Origin of the sequence: Serratia sp. 201, assembly GCF_037027545.1 — a bacterium.
Lineage (GTDB): Bacteria > Pseudomonadota > Gammaproteobacteria > Enterobacterales > Enterobacteriaceae > Serratia > Serratia bockelmannii.
Genome location: NZ_JAXCHC010000001.1, coordinates 730,406 through 746,679, shown reverse-complemented (window position 1 = coordinate 746,679; position 16,274 = coordinate 730,406). Strand labels below are relative to the sequence as shown.

Genomic DNA, 16,274 nt, shown 5'->3' with positions numbered 1-16,274 from the left:
CAATTTGATGTTATTTACATTGTTGTATTACGACAAGGAGCTTACCCATGCAACCTGCTGTATCCCTGATCGCCGGCGCCGTGCTGTCCGCCCTGCTCTGTTCCTCCGCCATCGCGGCGGAAACCTCGGCCAATGCCGATGGCCTGACCGAGCGCGCCGCGCGCGGCACCCTCACCGAGCCGGGCGGCGCCCGTCGCCTGGCCGGCGATCAGACCGCCGCGCTGAAGGCGTCGCTGTCGGACAAAACGGTGAAAAACGTGATCCTGCTGATCGGCGACGGCATGGGGGATTCCGAGATCACCGCCGCGCGCAACTACGCTGAAGGCGCAGGCGGTTACTTCAAGGGCATCGACGCCCTGCCGCTGACCGGGCAATACACCCACTACTCGCTGGACAAGAAAACCCACAAACCGGATTACGTGACCGACTCCGCCGCCTCGGCCACCGCCTGGGCCACCGGGGTGAAAACCTATAACGGCGCGCTCGGCGTAGACGTGAACGGCAAAGACCAACCAACGCTGCTGGAGATAGCCAAGGCGGCCGGCAAGGCCACCGGCAACGTCTCCACCGCCGAACTGCAAGACGCCACGCCGGCGGCGCTGGTGTCGCACGTCACCTCGCGCAAATGCTACGGCCCGGAGGAAACCAGCGAAAAATGTGCCGCTAACGCGCTGGAAAACGGCGGCCGCGGCTCGATCACCGAGCAACTGCTGAAAACCCGCGCCGACGTCACGCTCGGCGGTGGCGCGAAGTCTTTCAACCAACTGGCGAAAAGCGGCGAATGGCAAGGAAAATCGCTGAAGGACCAGGCGGCGGCGCAGGGTTATCAGTGGGTGAGCAACGCAGATGAACTGCAGGCCGTTACCCTGGCCAATCAGCAAAAACCGCTGCTGGGCCTGTTTGCCGACGGCAACATGCCGGTGCGCTGGCTGGGGCCGAAAGCCAGCTACCACGGCAACCTCGATAAACCGGCAGTAACCTGTGAAAACAACCCGGCGCGCACCGCAGCCACGCCAACGCTGGCGGCGATGACCGACAAAGCGATCGCGCTGCTGAAAGACAACCCGAATGGCTTCTTCCTGCAGGTAGAGGGGGCGTCGATCGATAAGCAGGATCACGCCGCCAACCCGTGTGGGCAGATTGGCGAAACCGTCGATCTGGACGAAGCGGTGCAAAAAGCGCTGGCCTTCGCCCGCGCCGACGGCAACACGCTGGTGATCGTCACCGCCGACCACGCGCACTCCAGCCAGATCGTCGCCGCCAACGCCAAAGCGCCGGGCCTGACCCAGATACTGACCACCAAAGACGGCGCACCGATGACCCTCAGCTACGGCAACTCGGAAGAAGAGTCGCAGGGGCATACCGGCACTCAGTTGCGCGTCGCGGCCTACGGCCCGCACGCCGCCAACGTGGTGGGATTGACCGATCAGACCGATCTGTTCTTCACCATGCGCGATGCGATGGGCATCAAGTAACCGCCAGCTGAACGATGGCCGCTCGCAACGGCGGCCATTTATGATTGGTTACCGATAGGTATTTGCAATTTAACCGCAATTATTGTGTGATAACGAAATAACGTTTAATTGCGTGACAATTAACCCCTTAAAATAACGCGGTTATACAGCCTTTCTTCCCTCTCTGTTTATTCCTGCGACAGCAACCGCCCTATTTTTGCTTATATTCATTTTTTTTAGTTACAAAAGTAGTTTTTAACATTCTCGCAAACAATAATACCCCGCCAGTAACGTGAACCGATCAATTTGCATCCGGACGGCCTGCAATAGTTCACTTTTCGTTAAATACCCTATTAACAAAAAGGCATTATCGCTGCCTATCGGCTCACGCCGGGCGGTCGGCTTCATTATTTTCCAGGGTAACTCCCGCTAAATTCTTTCACCTGCAATGAGTAGAATTTACACACAAGAGATTTAATTCAATGAGAAAATTACTCGTCCTGATTTTCAGTCTCAGCCTGTTTAGCGTTACGCAGCAGGCGGCGGCTGAAGAGAAGAATAAAACCGTCGACGTGGTGTTGATCGGCGGCGGCATCATGAGCGCCACTTTGGGTACCTATCTGCATGAGCTGGAGCCGACCTGGACCATCGACATGTACGAGCGCATGAACGGCGTGGCGGAAGAGAGCTCCAACGGCTGGAACAACGCCGGTACCGGCCACTCCGCCTTTAGCGAAATGAACTACACGCCGGAAAAAGCCGATGGCACCATCGACATCAGCAAGGCGGTGAAGGTCAACGAGTCTTTCGAAATCTCTCGCCAATTCTGGTCTTATCAGGTGAAAAACGCTGTCCTGAAAGATCCGAAATCCTTCATTAACAGCGTGCCGCACATGAGCTTCGTGTGGGGTGACGACAACGTCAACTTCCTGCGTAAACGCTACGCGGCGCTGCAGCACAGCACCCTGTTCCGCGGCATGGAATATTCCGAAGACCCTGCGCAAATCAAGCAGTGGGCGCCGCTGGTGATGAACGGCCGCGATCCGGCGCAGAAAATCGCCGCGACCCGCATGCCGCTGGGTACCGACGTCAACTTCGGCGTGATCACCCACCAGTTGGTTGACGCGCTGAGCGCCAGCGACAAGTTCAAGCTGAACCTGAGCCACGAAGTGCGCGACATTAAGCGCAACGCCGACCAAACCTGGAGCGTGACCGTTGCCGATCTGAACCGCGACGGTAAAGAAACCACCGTTAACGCCAAGTTCGTGTTCATCGGCGCAGGCGGCGCGTCCCTGACCCTGCTGCAGAAATCCGGCATCCCAGAAGCCGACGGCTACGGCGGCTTCCCGGTCGGCGGCCAGTTCCTGGTCACTACCAACCCGGAGATCGCCAACCAGCACCTGGCCAAAGTGTATGGCCTGGCCAGCGTAGGTTCGCCGCCGATGTCCGTGCCGCACCTGGATACCCGCATGCTGGACGGCAAGCGCGTGCTGCTGTTCGGGCCGTTCGCCACCTTCTCCAGCAAGTTCCTGAAGAACGGTTCGCTGTTCGATCTGATGCACTCGCTGAGCACCTCGAACCTGATGCCGATGACCCACGTCGGTCTGGATAACTTCGATCTGGTGAAATACCTGGTCGGCCAGCTGATGATGAACGACGACGATCGCTTCGCCGCGTTGAAAGAGTACTTCCCGGACGCCAAGCAGGCAGACTGGAAGCTGTGGACCGCAGGCCAGCGCGTACAGATCATCAAGAAAGACGCGGATAAAGGCGGCGTGCTGCAGTTCGGCACCGAAGTCGTCAGCTCTGAAGACGGCAGCATCGCCGCTCTGCTGGGTGCTTCGCCGGGCGCTTCTACCGCTGCGCCGATCATGCTGCATCTGATGGAAACCGTGTTCAAAGACAAAGTGGCGACGCCGGAATGGCAGAGCAAGCTGAAAGAGATCATTCCGTCTTACGGCCACAAGCTGAACGGCGATATCGAGATGACCAACAAGATCCGCGGTTACACCAGCAGCGTGCTGGGTCTGAACTACATTGAAGTGAAACCGGAAACTAACTGATTTTCCATCGCTTCCTACTGATAAGGCCGCTTTATGCGGCCTTTCTTTTATCCCCCTGCCGTTCAAAGAGCATTTTTGGCCACCTTTTTACCCCCGGTTTACCCTTGCGTAACGGCGCACTCACGCCTATTATCAAAGTATATTCTTGGATAATTAAGCTAAGTCACTGTGACCTGAATGTCGTTTTTGCGGGAGAACTAAAACCATGGATCGCGTCAATATCATTCACGATTTACTAGACTGGATTGAAACTCATCTGGACCAACCGCTGCTGCTGGATAACGTCGCCGCCAAGTCGGGCTACTCCAAATGGCACCTGCAGCGCATGTTCCGCAGCACCACCGGCCACGCGCTCGGCAGCTATATCCGCGAGCGGCGCCTGTCGCAGGCGGCGCAGGCGCTGCGCTCCACCCCGCGTCCGATCCTGGATATCGCCCTGCAATACCATTTCGATTCTCAGCCTTCGTTCTCACGCGCCTTCAAGAAACAGTTCGGTAAAACCCCGGCGGTGTATCGCCGTACCACCCGCTGGGATGTTGCGGAGTGGCCGGCACAGCCGATAGAGGCGCAGGCTGAATCGCACCATGATGCCCCCACGCTGCCACGCTGGTACGCCGGCAAACCGCCGGAAGGCGTTTGCACCAGCTGGATGGGGCTGCGTTAATCGATAACGCAAAAAAGCCAATGGATAAAACCCATTGGCTTTTTCGTCGGAACGCGACTTAGTTGTACTCGATGGTAAAGGTGGCGGTCGACTTGATATTGCCGCCTTTAATCGTCGAACCGGTGCGATAGTAGCGTGCCTTCAGCGGCAGCGTTAAGGTATTGGCCTGGTTGGGAATGGTACGTCCGGCATTGACCGCATCGCCATTTTTGATCGGCTGGGTCGTATTGCCGGTCAACAGCTGGACGGCAACACCGGATGCTGTGTTGGCGCCAGGCTCGGATTTGATCACCCCAGGTGCATTGGAAGCATCCTGCGTATAGTCAAAACGCACATTGACGATCCCTTGTCCCGCACTGCCTGGCAACAGATCCTCACCAACGCCGCCAACGCAATTGATATTGATATCAAATGCTTTTTCACCCTGCGTTGAACCTACGCCGCCAAACGAGGCTGCAGTGACAGTATCCAGATTAACCACCTTGTTCTTGGAACCGCTGTCCACGTTGCAAGTCGACGTCACGATCGTCAGGCTGTTGGCATCGACGATCGATTCCAGCATCGGCAATCCCTGACCGGAACCATCCATATAGTAAGTCGTGTACTTGCCTGGGACCAGTTGGCCGGTGCCGGTTTGCGCGGCGGTTTTCACAATGTCGATCTTAAAGTAACCGCCATTCAGGTTGACGGTTGTATTACCCCGTAATGCCAACGTGTGGGGATAATAAGTACTTATTGTCCCCGCTTCACGGTATAAACGAATCCCGATACCTGGAATATTGGTGCTCCATACATTGCTGAAGCTCGTCCGGCTGCCCTGGAGGATCTGCCCAATCGCGCTACCGCCGTTATAACAACGACCATAACCGGAGACCGGGTTAATCGCGAACTGACCGGTGACCAAGGTGTCTCCAACCTGGCTGCTTGGCGTAACCAGCACGCGCCCAAGCTTCATGTTGATCACCTGCGCCTTGTAACCATTATTAACGTAACAGGCGGCGTAAGCGCTCTGGCCGCCCGCCATCAGCAGTCCGAGCAGCATCAGGCATTTCGCTGGCGCTTTATTCAGCGGTGGAACACGCGTAAACTTTATCATTTGCAACTCGCTTCAATAATTTCGTAGTCAGGATTATTGCTTTGCGCCTTGGCGCTATAGCTGACAGAGCACTGCTGCGTTGGCTGTGTGCCCCACTTAATCTGCAACAAACCTTTCTTAGCTTCGGTACGCAAGTAGATGCGACTGCCCTGCCCAACAATGCCGACCACCTGATTACGGGTATCCAGCACTTCAGCGCCAAACGGCAGCGCGTTGCCATCAGGGCCGAGCGCATGAATGATCAATGCCTGGCCTTTCGTTGTTTTGAATTCCAACCGGGCAACCGCGCCGGCATATGGCGCAACCTGTTGGCTGCTGCTTTCCAATTCAACATCGCGTGACATGCCGCTCGGATCGAGCGTTACGCTCGTCATGCGATATGGTGCAACATAAGGAACCACAGCATAACCGTTGTCATCGATACGAACGCCTGGCGAGTTGGTCACAATCGCGCCAGCGGCGTCTGGCGCTTCCACCAGCACCATGGTCTGTCCGCGTTGCGGTGTCAGCGTGACGCCGCCGCTATGGGCAACCACGCTGCCCGATGCACCGATCGACGACTGACGGTAATCTTTACCATAGCTGTAGGACCCGTTCATCGTGGCGAAACGGCTACGGTATTCACCGCTCACGCTGCTGTTGGTGCCGCCTGAACGATCGTTGGCTAACGTAGCGCTATAGCTGATGTTGTTGTCTTCGCCGGTTGAACCATTCATGCCCACACGGCTGCTGTCGTAACCGTTGTCGGTGTAGCCCAGTGAACTGTTCAGGCTCAGGGTTTGCGAACCGACGCTGAATGGAATCGACAGTGTCAGGTAATAACGAGTCTCATCTCGGTTATACATATCCGAGGTGCGCATGGCGGAAAGGCCATAGGTCACACGACCATAATAGTTGTTATAGCCCACCTGGTACTGCTTGGTGCTCCCGCCACGGTTCCAGTAGTCGCGTACCGAACCGGTGATGTACAAGGAACCGTAATTGTCGCCCAGCCCTTGGTTCAGCGTCAGCTGGTATTCGCTACGCTGGCGGTTAACCGCATCTGCGCTTAAACCCTTGCGCTCATTGTCACGGGAGTAGACGGCATCCTGCAAAGAGAGGTAGCCGGAAGTCGAATAGCGATAAGCAGCGATCGTGAAGTTGGTGTTGGTTTCGGTCATCAACTTGCTATAGCTGAGCTTATAGCTCTGGCCTGATTGGTCGCCCTGCTTCAAGCGGGTATTGGACTGCGTGACGTCCAGCGCAAATGCGCCAACCGGTGTCGCGACCGCGCTGCCCACCAGCACTGCACCATAGCCATCGCTGACGATCCCGCCTGTGTATCCCGTAAGAATGTTGGTAAAACCGCGCTGATAAGTCGCCTGGAACATGTCGGGTTCCTTGCTTAAATTATCATCGCGTACTCGACCCGCAGTGATGGCATAACGCTGAATACCTGGACGAAGCATCTGCGCTACCGAAGCATAGGGAACGCTGAACTGGCGTTTGCTGCCGTCGGCCTCGTTAATGGTGACATTCAGATCGCCGCCGTAACCCGTAGGGTAGAGATCGTTGATGATGAACTCGCCCGGAGCGACGGTAGTTTGGTAGATCAGCTGGTTATTCTGACGTACTTCCACCAGGGCGTTGCTTTGCGCGACCCCACGCACAACCGGCGCATACCCGTTCAATGAATCAGGCAGCATGCGATCGTCCGTGGCGATCTGCACGCCGCGAAAACCGATGGAGTTGAAGAAATCACCGCTGGTGTAACTGTCGCCCAACGTCAGCATGCCGCGGATAGACGGCATTGCCCGCTGCGCGTAAGTCGCGGTGTTTTGCCAATGGGTGCTGTCGTTAGAACGCCAGTTCACGTTGGAATCGTGACGCAGCTGCCAACCCGCCACGTTTAACCCGGCATTCAACGTTAAATATGCATTAGTTGAATCGGAGTTGCTGCCGTTGGCAGAGCTGTGGGTATTGAACGCATTGAAATTATACGACAGGCTGCCGGCGGTAATACCGCGATCCCAGAAGCGCGGATCGACATAACCGCGAGCGCTGCGGCGCAGCGCCGCCTGAGGGATGCTGATATCCATGCGCAGCGTACTGGTGTCCAAGCGGTAATAGGCTTCCGGTACCCATTGAGTCAGCGTTTTGCACGTCTCGGTATTAACGGCAGGATCCCCGCTCATTGTGGCGGTATCCACACCGAACTCATCCAACGACAGTAAGCTAAAACAGGTATCGGCGCTGTTTTTCCCCGGCACGTTTTTAAAGTCGATACTTTTTTTGCCTTTCCACTCGCCGTTCACATACACGTCGAGCGAATATTTTCCCGCCAAGATCGGGTTACCATCACGGAAGCGTGAAAGATCCACGCCCTGCGCTTCCCCAATCAGGAAGCTGCTGTTAAAAGTCGCTTCAACCGGTGCTGCCGGCTTTTTGCTATCGGCAACCCCCTCCGCCCAAGACGTCGCAGGGGCCGCCAGACAGAGCGCGCTACCGGTTAACAGCAGAATCGATTTATAATTGGACAGCGCCATTTTAACAGCTGCAGAGATAGGTAACTCTTTCATATAAAGCATTCCTTTACCAAATTAAGCTCGCCCTCTGAAATAAATTGCTCTGGGCCTGAGGCTCTGTTCCAAGAGTTACTTTTGCTTATTCTTAGTACGGGACACGCGTCCGCCAAAATCATTAATAGTGGTGTAGGCAATGTCAGCAATGCGCGCGCTGTCGCCGGAGAACGACAATGTCTTTTCCTGTCCGGGTGCCAGCATGTCGCCGTGCGGGGCCAACGGCACACGTTTTTGGTTCACGACAGCATTAATCTCGGTAAATGACACATAGTACGGCGTTGGGTTTTTCACGCTGACGCCCCCAGCGCTGAAGCTCCACTGCAGTTTTTCCGGCGCATCATTCGCTTCTCCCGCCAGACCGGTCGGCCGATACAGCAGTTTTACGCGGGTACGGAATGCCACCTGTAAAAAGTTTTCAGGTGCGCCATTGTTTGCCCCGGTTGGTGCTGGCGGGATCTCCAGTACGTTCAACCAAAACAAGGATTCTTTGTCTTGCGGCAAACTCGCCGTGGTCAATGAAACGCGCAGCGCTTGGCCGGTAGCCGGTTCAACACGGCTGATTGGCGGTGAAACGATAAATGGCGCTTTGCTGTTTTCTGGTGTGGTTTTTGCGTCGCCTTCATCAATCCAAGACTGAATAAGTGCCGGTGAAGCACCATTATTTGATAATTGGACGGTAACTTCCCGTTGCTTTCCCGGATAAATAATACGAGTACCGTTAATAATGACACTGGAAAAAACGCTGCTACTGAAAAGCATGGCGCTCAGCAATATGCTGTATTTTTTAAATGAGTTCTTCATTATCTTATCGCTACGGTAAGGGAAAACGGTGGGGGCATAACTCCCCCACCCGAATAAGAATATTACTTAAAGAAATATTACTTACTGGTAAATGATGGTGTACTGAACGCTAGAAGTCACATCACCAGCGCCGGCAGCGTTGGTAGCGTAATATTCAGCGTAGTAGTTCAGGTCAGCAGAGTCGCCTTCGTTAGCAACGGTAACCCACTGGGAGTTATTCTGCGCACCATTAGCACCAGCAGCCAGGATAGGCAGGAATTGGTTGTTGCTGCCCAGAAGCTGGATCTGCACGTTAGTTGCAGCATCAGTCTGCGCCTGGTTGTTCAGACGGCCAGTATTGAAATCAACAGTAGCGCCCGGTTCGAAATAAGTAGCTACCTGGCCTTTAGAGCATTTGGTCAGGTTGATCGCGAACGGAGTACGGCCAGCAGTTGCGCTCTGAGTTGCCAGAGTAGAAGCAGAAACAGTTGGCAGAGTTACGGTGAAATCTTTACCGCCTGGGGTGCTGATAGTACAAGTTTGGTCAGTCACTTTACCGTTGAAAGTAATAGTCCCGTCAGCAGCTTGAGCAGAGAAAGAAGAAATAGCAGCAGTGCTTACAGCCAATGCCAATACAGCAGACAGTTTAGAGATTTTCATATTTAGACTCTCGATGAATTAATACGCTTATAAAGTACATTCAGCGATGCTACTCCTTGTCAGGAATGAAGCCCGATGAATCCATTGCCGGACGAAATATAGACTAAGCATATTCTTAATGTTAAATCGTTTAAAACATTCATAAGGCCCCTCTTGATAGGAATAAACTATCGGAGGATACCTATCGATCGATGTTGACGATTCATATGAATAGGAATAATCTGTGTTTGGGAAAGCTTCAGAGTTCAAGATTTTGCATTAAGGCCTGAAAATCAGAATATTATCCCAAATATTTACATTTAGTAACATATTGCGACGTTTGGAATTTGGCACGAATTACGCGTTCAATGGTCTGTCGACACGCTTCGGCCATCCTGACGTTTTAAATAAGAAATTTACCAATAAACTTGGAGTAACTTTCTTTTTAAGCATTTAAAATCAACAAGTTAAATATCAATCCAAGGATTGGGAAATGAGCGGTTCTTTCAGAGAGAAAAATAACGGCATTAATTATGTTTTTCAGCCAATGTTCGCGAAATCGGGACAATTGCTGGCCGTTGAATGTCTGTCTCGCTTTACGTTTAATAGCGAATACGCCCATTTTTCTCCTGAACAGTTCTTTCGTCACGCCGACAGCGCCACCCGGATTGAGATTTTGATGGATCAGATCAATCTGATCGATAAATACAAACACTGGTTTCATGAAAACCAAGTGATAGCCACTTTGAATGTTGACGATTATTCCCTGCAATCGCTGGCGAATACTCACTTTGCCGAAAGAATTAATGCCCTGCGCTGTATTCATTTTGAGATCAGCGAGAATTCAACCCGGCTGGTGAAAGATCGCGTGCACGGCGATCCGTCATTGAATAGTTATTCATTTTGGCTCGATGATTTTGGTTCTGGCTATGCGGGTTTTTCCGCGTTGTACAACAGCCAGTTCCGCTTCGTTAAGCTCGACCGTTTTCTGCTTTGGGACTTCATGAAAAAGTCCGGCGGCGAGGGCTTGATGCGCGCGTTACTGCGCTTTTTTTACCTTAATCATTACAAGGTAATTATCGAAGGAGTTGAAACTCCCGAACACAAGAAATGGCTGGATGAAATGCCATATTACGCACTGCAGGGAAAGCTGTGGAAGGAATCCAGCATCAAGGATTTGAACTCGCTTCTTACAGCTGAATACTTTTAACTCGGTATTGGTGTTTGCCCTATGTCTAAAAACAACGTTCTTGTGATTAGTGAGTGTAAGTACAGCTATGTTGGCCTGTCGGTGCTGCTAAAGAAACACTACGGCGCGTACGATATCCGCCTGTTTTCCGATTTCATGCACGGCGGCGCCAAAGCAGAGAAGATCACCAAGCACGATATTGCGCTGATTTTCACCTCGCAAAACCTGGAACAGAGCGTCAACGTGATCGAAAGCCTGGTGTCCCTGCATCAGCAGTACAACAGCAAGACGCGCCTGCTGGTGTTTTATGACGACGAGCGGGTAGTGAAACTGTTGTCGATCCTGGGGATTTCCGTCGAGTTGGTCTCCACCCGCATTCCGCTTTATTCGCTGCAGGAAAAAATCCAGCGGCTGCTGGAAAGCAAGGAACCGGGCGGTATCCGGGTGCAGAAAACCCGCGAGCTCAGTCCGGCGGAAAGCGACGTGATCTTCAACCTGCTGCGTGGCGACAGCCTGCTGCACATTGCGGAAAAGCGCGGCACGCACCCGAAAACCATCTTCTCGCAGAAATACAGCGCGATGAAAAAACTGCGGCTGCGCAGCATGAGCACCATCTTCGTCGCCGGCAAATAAATACCCAGGCTTGTTGCGCGGTTCGCCGCGCGGCAACCCGCCCCCCTTCCGCCACGTTAAATTAATGTAACAACTGGCGACAAAGCAGCAACAGACACACAACATCCCCTCCTGTTGGTTACGATTTGCACACGGATTATCCGTGAGTCATGTCGTGTGGATTAAAATAAACATCAGGAGATGTTATGAAGTCGTCCTTATTCAGCCGCTATACCTGCTTTGTGCTGAGCATCTTGCTCACCCTGGTTTTCTTGATCATGATGCACAATCATCCGTGGTTCTGGCTGACGGCCCTGGCCTGCGGTTGCCTGATGGTGCTGGGTATCTACGATCTCACGCAGCAACGCCACGCCATTTGCCGCAACTACCCGATCATCGGTCGCTTGCGCTTCTTCTTCGAGTTCATCCGCCCGGAACTGCGCCAGTATTTCCTCGAGCAGGACAATGAAGAGATCCCGTTTTCGCGCACCCAGCGCACGCTGGTGTATCGCCGAGCGAAAAACGAGATGGGCGACAAGCCGTTCGGCACCCTGCTGGATGTGTACCAAACCGGCTATGAGTGCATCGGCCATTCCATGCGGCCGGTGGAAGCCGCCGATCCGACCAGTTTTCGCGTCACCATCGGCGGCGCCGACTGCCGCCAGCCCTACTCCGCGTCAATCTTCAACATTTCGGCGATGAGCTTCGGCGCGCTCTCCGCCAACGCCATCCGCGCGCTCAACCTCGGCGCGGCCAAAGGCAACTTCTACCACGACACCGGCGAGGGCAGCATCAGCCGCTATCACCGCGAAAACAACGGCGATTTGGTGTGGGAGCTGGGCAGCGGCTATTTCGGCTGCCGCACCGCCGACGGCCATTTCGATCCGCGCCGCTTTGCCGAACAGGCGCAAAGCCCGCAGGTGAAAATGATTGAAATCAAGCTCAGCCAGGGCGCTAAACCCGGCCACGGCGGCATTCTGCCGGCGAAGAAGGTGGATGCGGAAATCGCCGCCACCCGCGGCGTGCCGGAAGGCGTCGATTGCATCTCGCCGGCTTCGCACAGCGCCTTCACCACCCCGCTGGAAATGATGCAGTTCATCCAACAGCTGCGCGAGCTGTCAGGCGGCAAACCGGTCGGTTTCAAGCTGTGCATCGGCCACCCGTGGGAGTTCGTCGCCATCGTCAAGGCGATGCTGCACACCCGCATTCTGCCGGACTTCATCGTGGTGGACGGCAAGGAAGGCGGCACCGGCGCCGCCCCGCTCGAACTCTCCAACTATATGGGTATGCCGCTGCGCGAAGGGCTGCTGTTCGTGCATAACACGCTGGTGGGCTGCGGCCTGCGCGACCAAATCAAGATTGGCGCCAGCGGCAAGATCATCAGCGCCTTTGACATCGCCAGCGTACTGGTGCTCGGCGCCGACTGGGTGAACTCGGCGCGCGGCTTCATGTTCGCCGTCGGCTGCATCCAGTCGCAAAGCTGCCACACCAACCACTGCCCGACCGGCGTCGCGACGCAAGATCCGCTGCGTCAGAAGGCGTTGGTGGTGCCGAACAAGGCGGAGCGCGTCTATCACTTCCATCAAAATACGGTGAAAGCGCTGGCGGACATGCTGGCGGCGGCCGGCGTCAGCCGCCCGGAGCAGCTGACCTCGCACCATATGCTGCGCCGCATCACGCCGACCGAGATCAAGGTATACGCCGATATCTATTACTACCTGGAGCCGGGCGCGCTGCTGCAGCCGGAGATCAAAAGCGAGTTCTACGCCCGCATGTGGCGCATGGCGACGCCCAACAGTTTCGATCAGGCAATCTCGCTGCCGGCGGCATGATGGGATAAGGAATAAAAAGAGAGTTGCCCCCTCGCCTTGGGGAAGAGCATATGGAGAGGGGTTGCTTGCTACGGCGGCCCTCCCCCTCAACGGCGAGAGGGCGTGTCGGTTACTGCTTGCGCACCGGCGCATCGCCGGCGACGTAGTAGTCGGCGGTGCTACGCGGCAGCGGCGCACGCTGTCGAATGCGGTCGGCGATCTTTTCGGCGATCATGATGGTGGTGGCGTTCAGGTTGCCGGTGATGATCAGCGGCATAATCGACGCATCCACCACCCGCAATCCTTCCATGCCGTGCACCCGGCCCTGGCCGTCGACCACCGCCATCTCATCCTCGCCCATCTTGCACGAGCAGGACGGGTGGAAGGCGGTTTCGGCGTGCTCGCGCACAAAGGCGTCCAGCTGTTCGTCGGTCTGCACGTCCGGCCCTGGGCTTATCTCGCGGCCACGGTATTCGTCCAGGGCCGGCTGCGCCATGATTTCGCGCGTGATGCGGATAGCGTCGCGGAACTCCTGCCAATCCTGTTCAGTCGCCATGTAGTTGAACAGAATGCTCGGGTGCTGACGCGGATCTTTCGATTTCACCTGCACCCGGCCGCGGCTCGGCGAACGCATCGAGCCGACGTGCGCCTGGAAGCCGTGCTCTTTCACCGCGTTGCTGCCGTTATAGTTAATCGCCACCGGCAGGAAGTGATACTGAATGTTCGGCCAGGCGAACTCTGCGCGGCTGCGGATGAAGCCGCCGGCCTCGAACTGGTTGCTGGCGCCGACGCCGGTGCCGTTGAACAGCCACTCCGCACCGATCTTCGGCTGGTTAAACCATTGCAGCGCCGGGTACAGCGACACCGGTTTCTTGCAGGCGTATTGCAGGTACATCTCCAGGTGGTCCTGCAGGTTTTCTCCGACGCCCGGCAGATCGTGCACCACGTTGATGTCCAGGCTTTTCAGCAGCGCCGCCGGGCCGACGCCCGAACGCTGCAGAATTTGCGGCGAGGCGATGGCGCCGGCGCACAGCAGCACTTCGCGGCGCGCTTTGGCATAGGTCAGTTGATTGCTGTCGCCCTGCAGATAGTTGACACCCACTGCGCGCTTGCCGTCGAACACGATATGGTCGGTCAGCGCATGGGTGACGATTTTCAGGTTCGGCCGCGAACGCGCCTGATCCAGATAACCGCGGGCGGTGCTAGCGCGGCGCCCTTTCGGGGTCACGGTGCGATCCATCGGGCCGAAGCCTTCCTGCTGGTAACCGTTCAGATCGTCGGTGCGCGGATAGCCCGCCTGCACGCCGGCTTCCACCATGGCGTGGAACAGTTCGTTGTTACCGGCCTTCGGCGTGGTGACGCTCACCGGGCCATCGCCGCCGTGGTAATCGTTCGGGCCGATATCGCGCGTTTCCGCCTTGCGGAAATACGGCAGGCAGTCCAGATAGGTCCAGTCTTCCAGACCCGGCGCCTTGGCCCAGTTGTCGAAATCCATCGCGTTGCCGCGAATATAACACATGCCGTTGATCAGGGACGAACCGCCCAGCCCTTTGCCGCGGCCGCATTCCATCCGGCGGTTGTTCATGTGCGGCTCAGGATCGGTTTCATACGCCCAGTTATAGCGGCGGCCCTGCAGCGGAAACGCCAGCGCGGCCGGCATCTGAGTACGGAAATCCATCCGGTAATCCGGGCCGCCGGCTTCCAGCAGCAGCACGCTGACGTCGGCGTCCTCGGTCAATCGGGTGGCTAACACGTTGCCGGCGGAACCGGCACCGATAATGATGTAGTCAAATTCCATTCATTATCTCCTTACTTTATAGGCCTGCACGATGCGAAAACGCGAAGCGCTGATCCGAAGCAGGCGGTGTATTTGGCTCTCGAGGAGTGTCGGCCGCAGCCAACGCGGCTGCGGCTCGAAAGGCGACGGGAAGATCAGAATACCGAGGCGTATTCGCCCAGCTCGACCTGCACCGATTTGATCTGGGTGTAGTGCTCCAGCGTGGTCAGGCCGTTTTCGCGGCCGACGCCGGACTGCTTATAGCCGCCGACCGGCATTTCCGCCGCCGACTCGCCCCAGGTGTTGATCCAGCAAATGCCGGCTTCCAACTGATGAATCACGCGGTGTGCGCGGGCCAGATCGTGGGTCACCACGCCCGCGGCCAGGCCGAAGGTGGTGTCGTTGGCGCGGCGCACCACTTCCTCTTCGCTCTGGTAGCTGAGAATGCTCATCACCGGCCCGAAGATCTCCTCACGCACGATTTCCATGTCGTCGCGGCAGTCGCTGAATACCGTCGGCGCCACATAAGCGCCCTTGCCGAATTCGCCATGGGTGACGCGTTCGCCGCCGCACAGCAGGCGCGCGCCGCTGTTCTTACCGCTTTCGATAAAGCGCAGCACCGACTCCATGTGCGCGAAGCTGACCAGCGGCCCGAAGTTGGTCTGCGGATCGGTCGGATCGCCGAGGCGAATGCGCTTCACGCGTTCGAGGATCTTCGCCTCAAACTGCGCCTGCAGCGCCGCCGGCACAAAGACGCGGGTGCCGTTAGTGCACACCTGGCCGGAGCTGTAGAAGTTGGCCATCATGGCGATATCGGCGGCGCGATCCAGATCGGCGTCGTCGAAGATAATCAGCGGCGACTTGCCGCCCAGCTCCATGGTGACTTCCTTCAGCGTCGAACCCGACGCGTTGGCCATCACCTTCTTGCCGGTTTTCACCCCGCCGGTGAAAGAGACTTTGGCGATGCCCGGATGGTCGGTCAGGTACTGCCCCACCTCCGCACCGCTGCCGGTCACCACGTTGAATACGCCGTCCGGCAGGCCGGCTTCGGTGTAGATTTCCGCCAGCTTCAACGCCGTCAACGACGTAACTTCACTCGGCTTGAAGATCATCGCGTTGCCCGCCGCCAGCGCCGGCGCGGACTTCCACAGCGCGATTTGAATCGGGTAGTTCCAGGCGCCGATGCCGGCCACCACGCCCAGCGGTTCGCGGCGGGTGTAAACGAACGAAGTGTCGCGCAGCGGGATCTGTTCGCCTTCAATGGCCGGGATCAGGCCGGCATAATACTCCAGCACATCGGCGCCGGTGACGATGTCCACCGCGGTGGTTTCCGACATCGCTTTACCGGTATCCAGCGTTTCCAGCGCCGCCAGCTCATCGTTGCGCTCGCGCAGAATATCCACCGCGCGACGCAGGATGCGCGAACGCGCCATCGCCGTCATCGCCGCCCACACTTTCTGCCCGCTGGCCGCGCTGGCCACCGCACGATCGACGTCTTCAGCGCCGGCGGACTGGACTTCAGCCAGAACTTCGCCGTTCGCCGGGTTAATGGCGTTGAAGGTTTTTCCAGCGGTGCTGTCTACATAGGCGCCATGAATATAGAGCTTCTGCAAGCCAAAACGGGACAT

12 protein-coding genes are annotated in these 16,274 nt (G+C 56.4%); 6 read left to right on the top strand and 6 right to left on the bottom strand.

Translation table 11 applies throughout. The features are described from left to right. Positions 1-47: 47 nt before the first annotated feature. From phoA to WA302_RS04060, 3 genes are all read left to right on the top strand, one after another. The gene (phoA, locus tag WA302_RS04070; protein ID WP_060432724.1) at positions 48-1,475 is read left to right on the top strand and encodes an alkaline phosphatase; all 1,428 of its coding nucleotides are present in this window, start codon (positions 48-50) and stop codon (positions 1,473-1,475) included. 461 nt (positions 1,476-1,936) lie between these two features. After that, the gene (gene mqo / locus WA302_RS04065; RefSeq protein ID WP_049203423.1) at positions 1,937-3,517 is read left to right on the top strand and encodes a malate dehydrogenase (quinone); all 1,581 of its coding nucleotides are present in this window, start codon (positions 1,937-1,939) and stop codon (positions 3,515-3,517) included. A 205-nt stretch (positions 3,518-3,722) separates the two neighbouring features. Continuing rightward, positions 3,723-4,181 carry a helix-turn-helix domain-containing protein gene (locus WA302_RS04060; protein ID WP_025302117.1) on the top strand — a complete coding sequence of 153 codons (459 nt, stop codon included), beginning with the start codon at positions 3,723-3,725 and terminating at the stop codon, positions 4,179-4,181. 58 nt (positions 4,182-4,239) lie between these two features. On the opposite strand, the gene WA302_RS04055 is transcribed toward WA302_RS04060, so the two are convergent. The 4 genes from WA302_RS04055 to WA302_RS04040 form a co-directional block, all read right to left on the bottom strand. Further along, on the bottom strand, positions 4,240-5,277 hold the full coding sequence (locus tag WA302_RS04055) for a fimbrial protein (RefSeq protein WP_025302116.1): 1,038 nt from the start codon (positions 5,275-5,277) through the stop codon (positions 4,240-4,242). Then, on the bottom strand, positions 5,274-7,835 hold the full coding sequence (locus WA302_RS04050) for a fimbria/pilus outer membrane usher protein (protein WP_025302115.1): 2,562 nt from the start codon (positions 7,833-7,835) through the stop codon (positions 5,274-5,276). The genes WA302_RS04055 and WA302_RS04050 overlap by 4 nt, the downstream gene beginning before the upstream one ends. Before the next feature lie 75 nt (positions 7,836-7,910). Then, positions 7,911-8,639, bottom strand: a complete 729-nt coding sequence (locus WA302_RS04045) for a fimbrial biogenesis chaperone (protein ID WP_025302114.1) — start codon at positions 8,637-8,639, stop codon at positions 7,911-7,913. Positions 8,640-8,720: 81 nt separating this feature from the next. After that, positions 8,721-9,278, bottom strand: coding sequence for a fimbrial protein (locus tag WA302_RS04040; RefSeq protein ID WP_041034152.1), 558 nt, complete (start codon positions 9,276-9,278; stop codon positions 8,721-8,723). Positions 9,279-9,750: 472 nt separating this feature from the next. Here WA302_RS04040 and WA302_RS04035 point away from each other — a divergent pair, with 472 nt between their 5' ends. The 3 genes from WA302_RS04035 (at position 9,751) to WA302_RS04025 (ending at position 12,890) form a co-directional block, all read left to right on the top strand. Then, a complete protein-coding gene (locus WA302_RS04035) occupies positions 9,751-10,467 on the top strand; it encodes an EAL domain-containing protein (protein WP_016928483.1) in 717 nt (238 codons plus the stop codon). A 21-nt stretch (positions 10,468-10,488) separates the two neighbouring features. Beyond that, positions 10,489-11,079 (top strand): LuxR family transcriptional regulator, encoded by a 591-nt coding sequence (locus tag WA302_RS04030; RefSeq protein ID WP_004939094.1) that lies wholly within the window; start codon positions 10,489-10,491, stop codon positions 11,077-11,079. A gap of 185 nt (positions 11,080-11,264) precedes the next feature. Then, complete coding sequence (locus tag WA302_RS04025) at positions 11,265-12,890, top strand: FMN-binding glutamate synthase family protein (RefSeq protein ID WP_261456163.1); 1,626 nt, start codon at positions 11,265-11,267, stop codon at positions 12,888-12,890. A gap of 109 nt (positions 12,891-12,999) precedes the next feature. On the opposite strand, the gene betA is transcribed toward WA302_RS04025, so the two are convergent. Both betA and betB read right to left on the bottom strand, forming a co-directional pair. Further along, positions 13,000-14,667: a choline dehydrogenase gene (betA, locus tag WA302_RS04020; protein ID WP_049208885.1), complete on the bottom strand. Its 1,668-nt coding sequence runs from the start codon at positions 14,665-14,667 to the stop codon at positions 13,000-13,002. A 134-nt stretch (positions 14,668-14,801) separates the two neighbouring features. Next, the gene (betB, locus tag WA302_RS04015) at positions 14,802-16,274 is read right to left on the bottom strand and encodes a betaine-aldehyde dehydrogenase (protein WP_016928486.1); all 1,473 of its coding nucleotides are present in this window, start codon (positions 16,272-16,274) and stop codon (positions 14,802-14,804) included.

What these genes read in the sequence shown, in the direction of transcription:
- WA302_RS04050 (WP_025302115.1), bottom strand. Translation starts at nt 7,835, where the DNA reads ATGAAAGAGTTACCTATCTCTGCAGCTGTTAAAATGGCGCTGTCCAAT.
- phoA (WP_060432724.1), top strand. Translation starts at nt 48, where the DNA reads ATGCAACCTGCTGTATCCCTGATCGCCGGCGCCGTGCTGTCCGCCCTG.
- betB (WP_016928486.1), bottom strand. Translation starts at nt 16,274, where the DNA reads ATGTCCCGTTTTGGCTTGCAGAAGCTCTATATTCATGGCGCCTATGTA.
- betA (WP_049208885.1), bottom strand. Translation starts at nt 14,667, where the DNA reads ATGGAATTTGACTACATCATTATCGGTGCCGGTTCCGCCGGCAACGTG.
- WA302_RS04035 (WP_016928483.1), top strand. Translation starts at nt 9,751, where the DNA reads ATGAGCGGTTCTTTCAGAGAGAAAAATAACGGCATTAATTATGTTTTT.
- WA302_RS04025 (WP_261456163.1), top strand. Translation starts at nt 11,265, where the DNA reads ATGAAGTCGTCCTTATTCAGCCGCTATACCTGCTTTGTGCTGAGCATC.
- WA302_RS04030 (WP_004939094.1), top strand. Translation starts at nt 10,489, where the DNA reads ATGTCTAAAAACAACGTTCTTGTGATTAGTGAGTGTAAGTACAGCTAT.
- WA302_RS04040 (WP_041034152.1), bottom strand. Translation starts at nt 9,278, where the DNA reads ATGAAAATCTCTAAACTGTCTGCTGTATTGGCATTGGCTGTAAGCACT.
- mqo (WP_049203423.1), top strand. Translation starts at nt 1,937, where the DNA reads ATGAGAAAATTACTCGTCCTGATTTTCAGTCTCAGCCTGTTTAGCGTT.
- WA302_RS04045 (WP_025302114.1), bottom strand. Translation starts at nt 8,639, where the DNA reads ATGAAGAACTCATTTAAAAAATACAGCATATTGCTGAGCGCCATGCTT.
- WA302_RS04060 (WP_025302117.1), top strand. Translation starts at nt 3,723, where the DNA reads ATGGATCGCGTCAATATCATTCACGATTTACTAGACTGGATTGAAACT.
- WA302_RS04055 (WP_025302116.1), bottom strand. Translation starts at nt 5,277, where the DNA reads ATGATAAAGTTTACGCGTGTTCCACCGCTGAATAAAGCGCCAGCGAAA.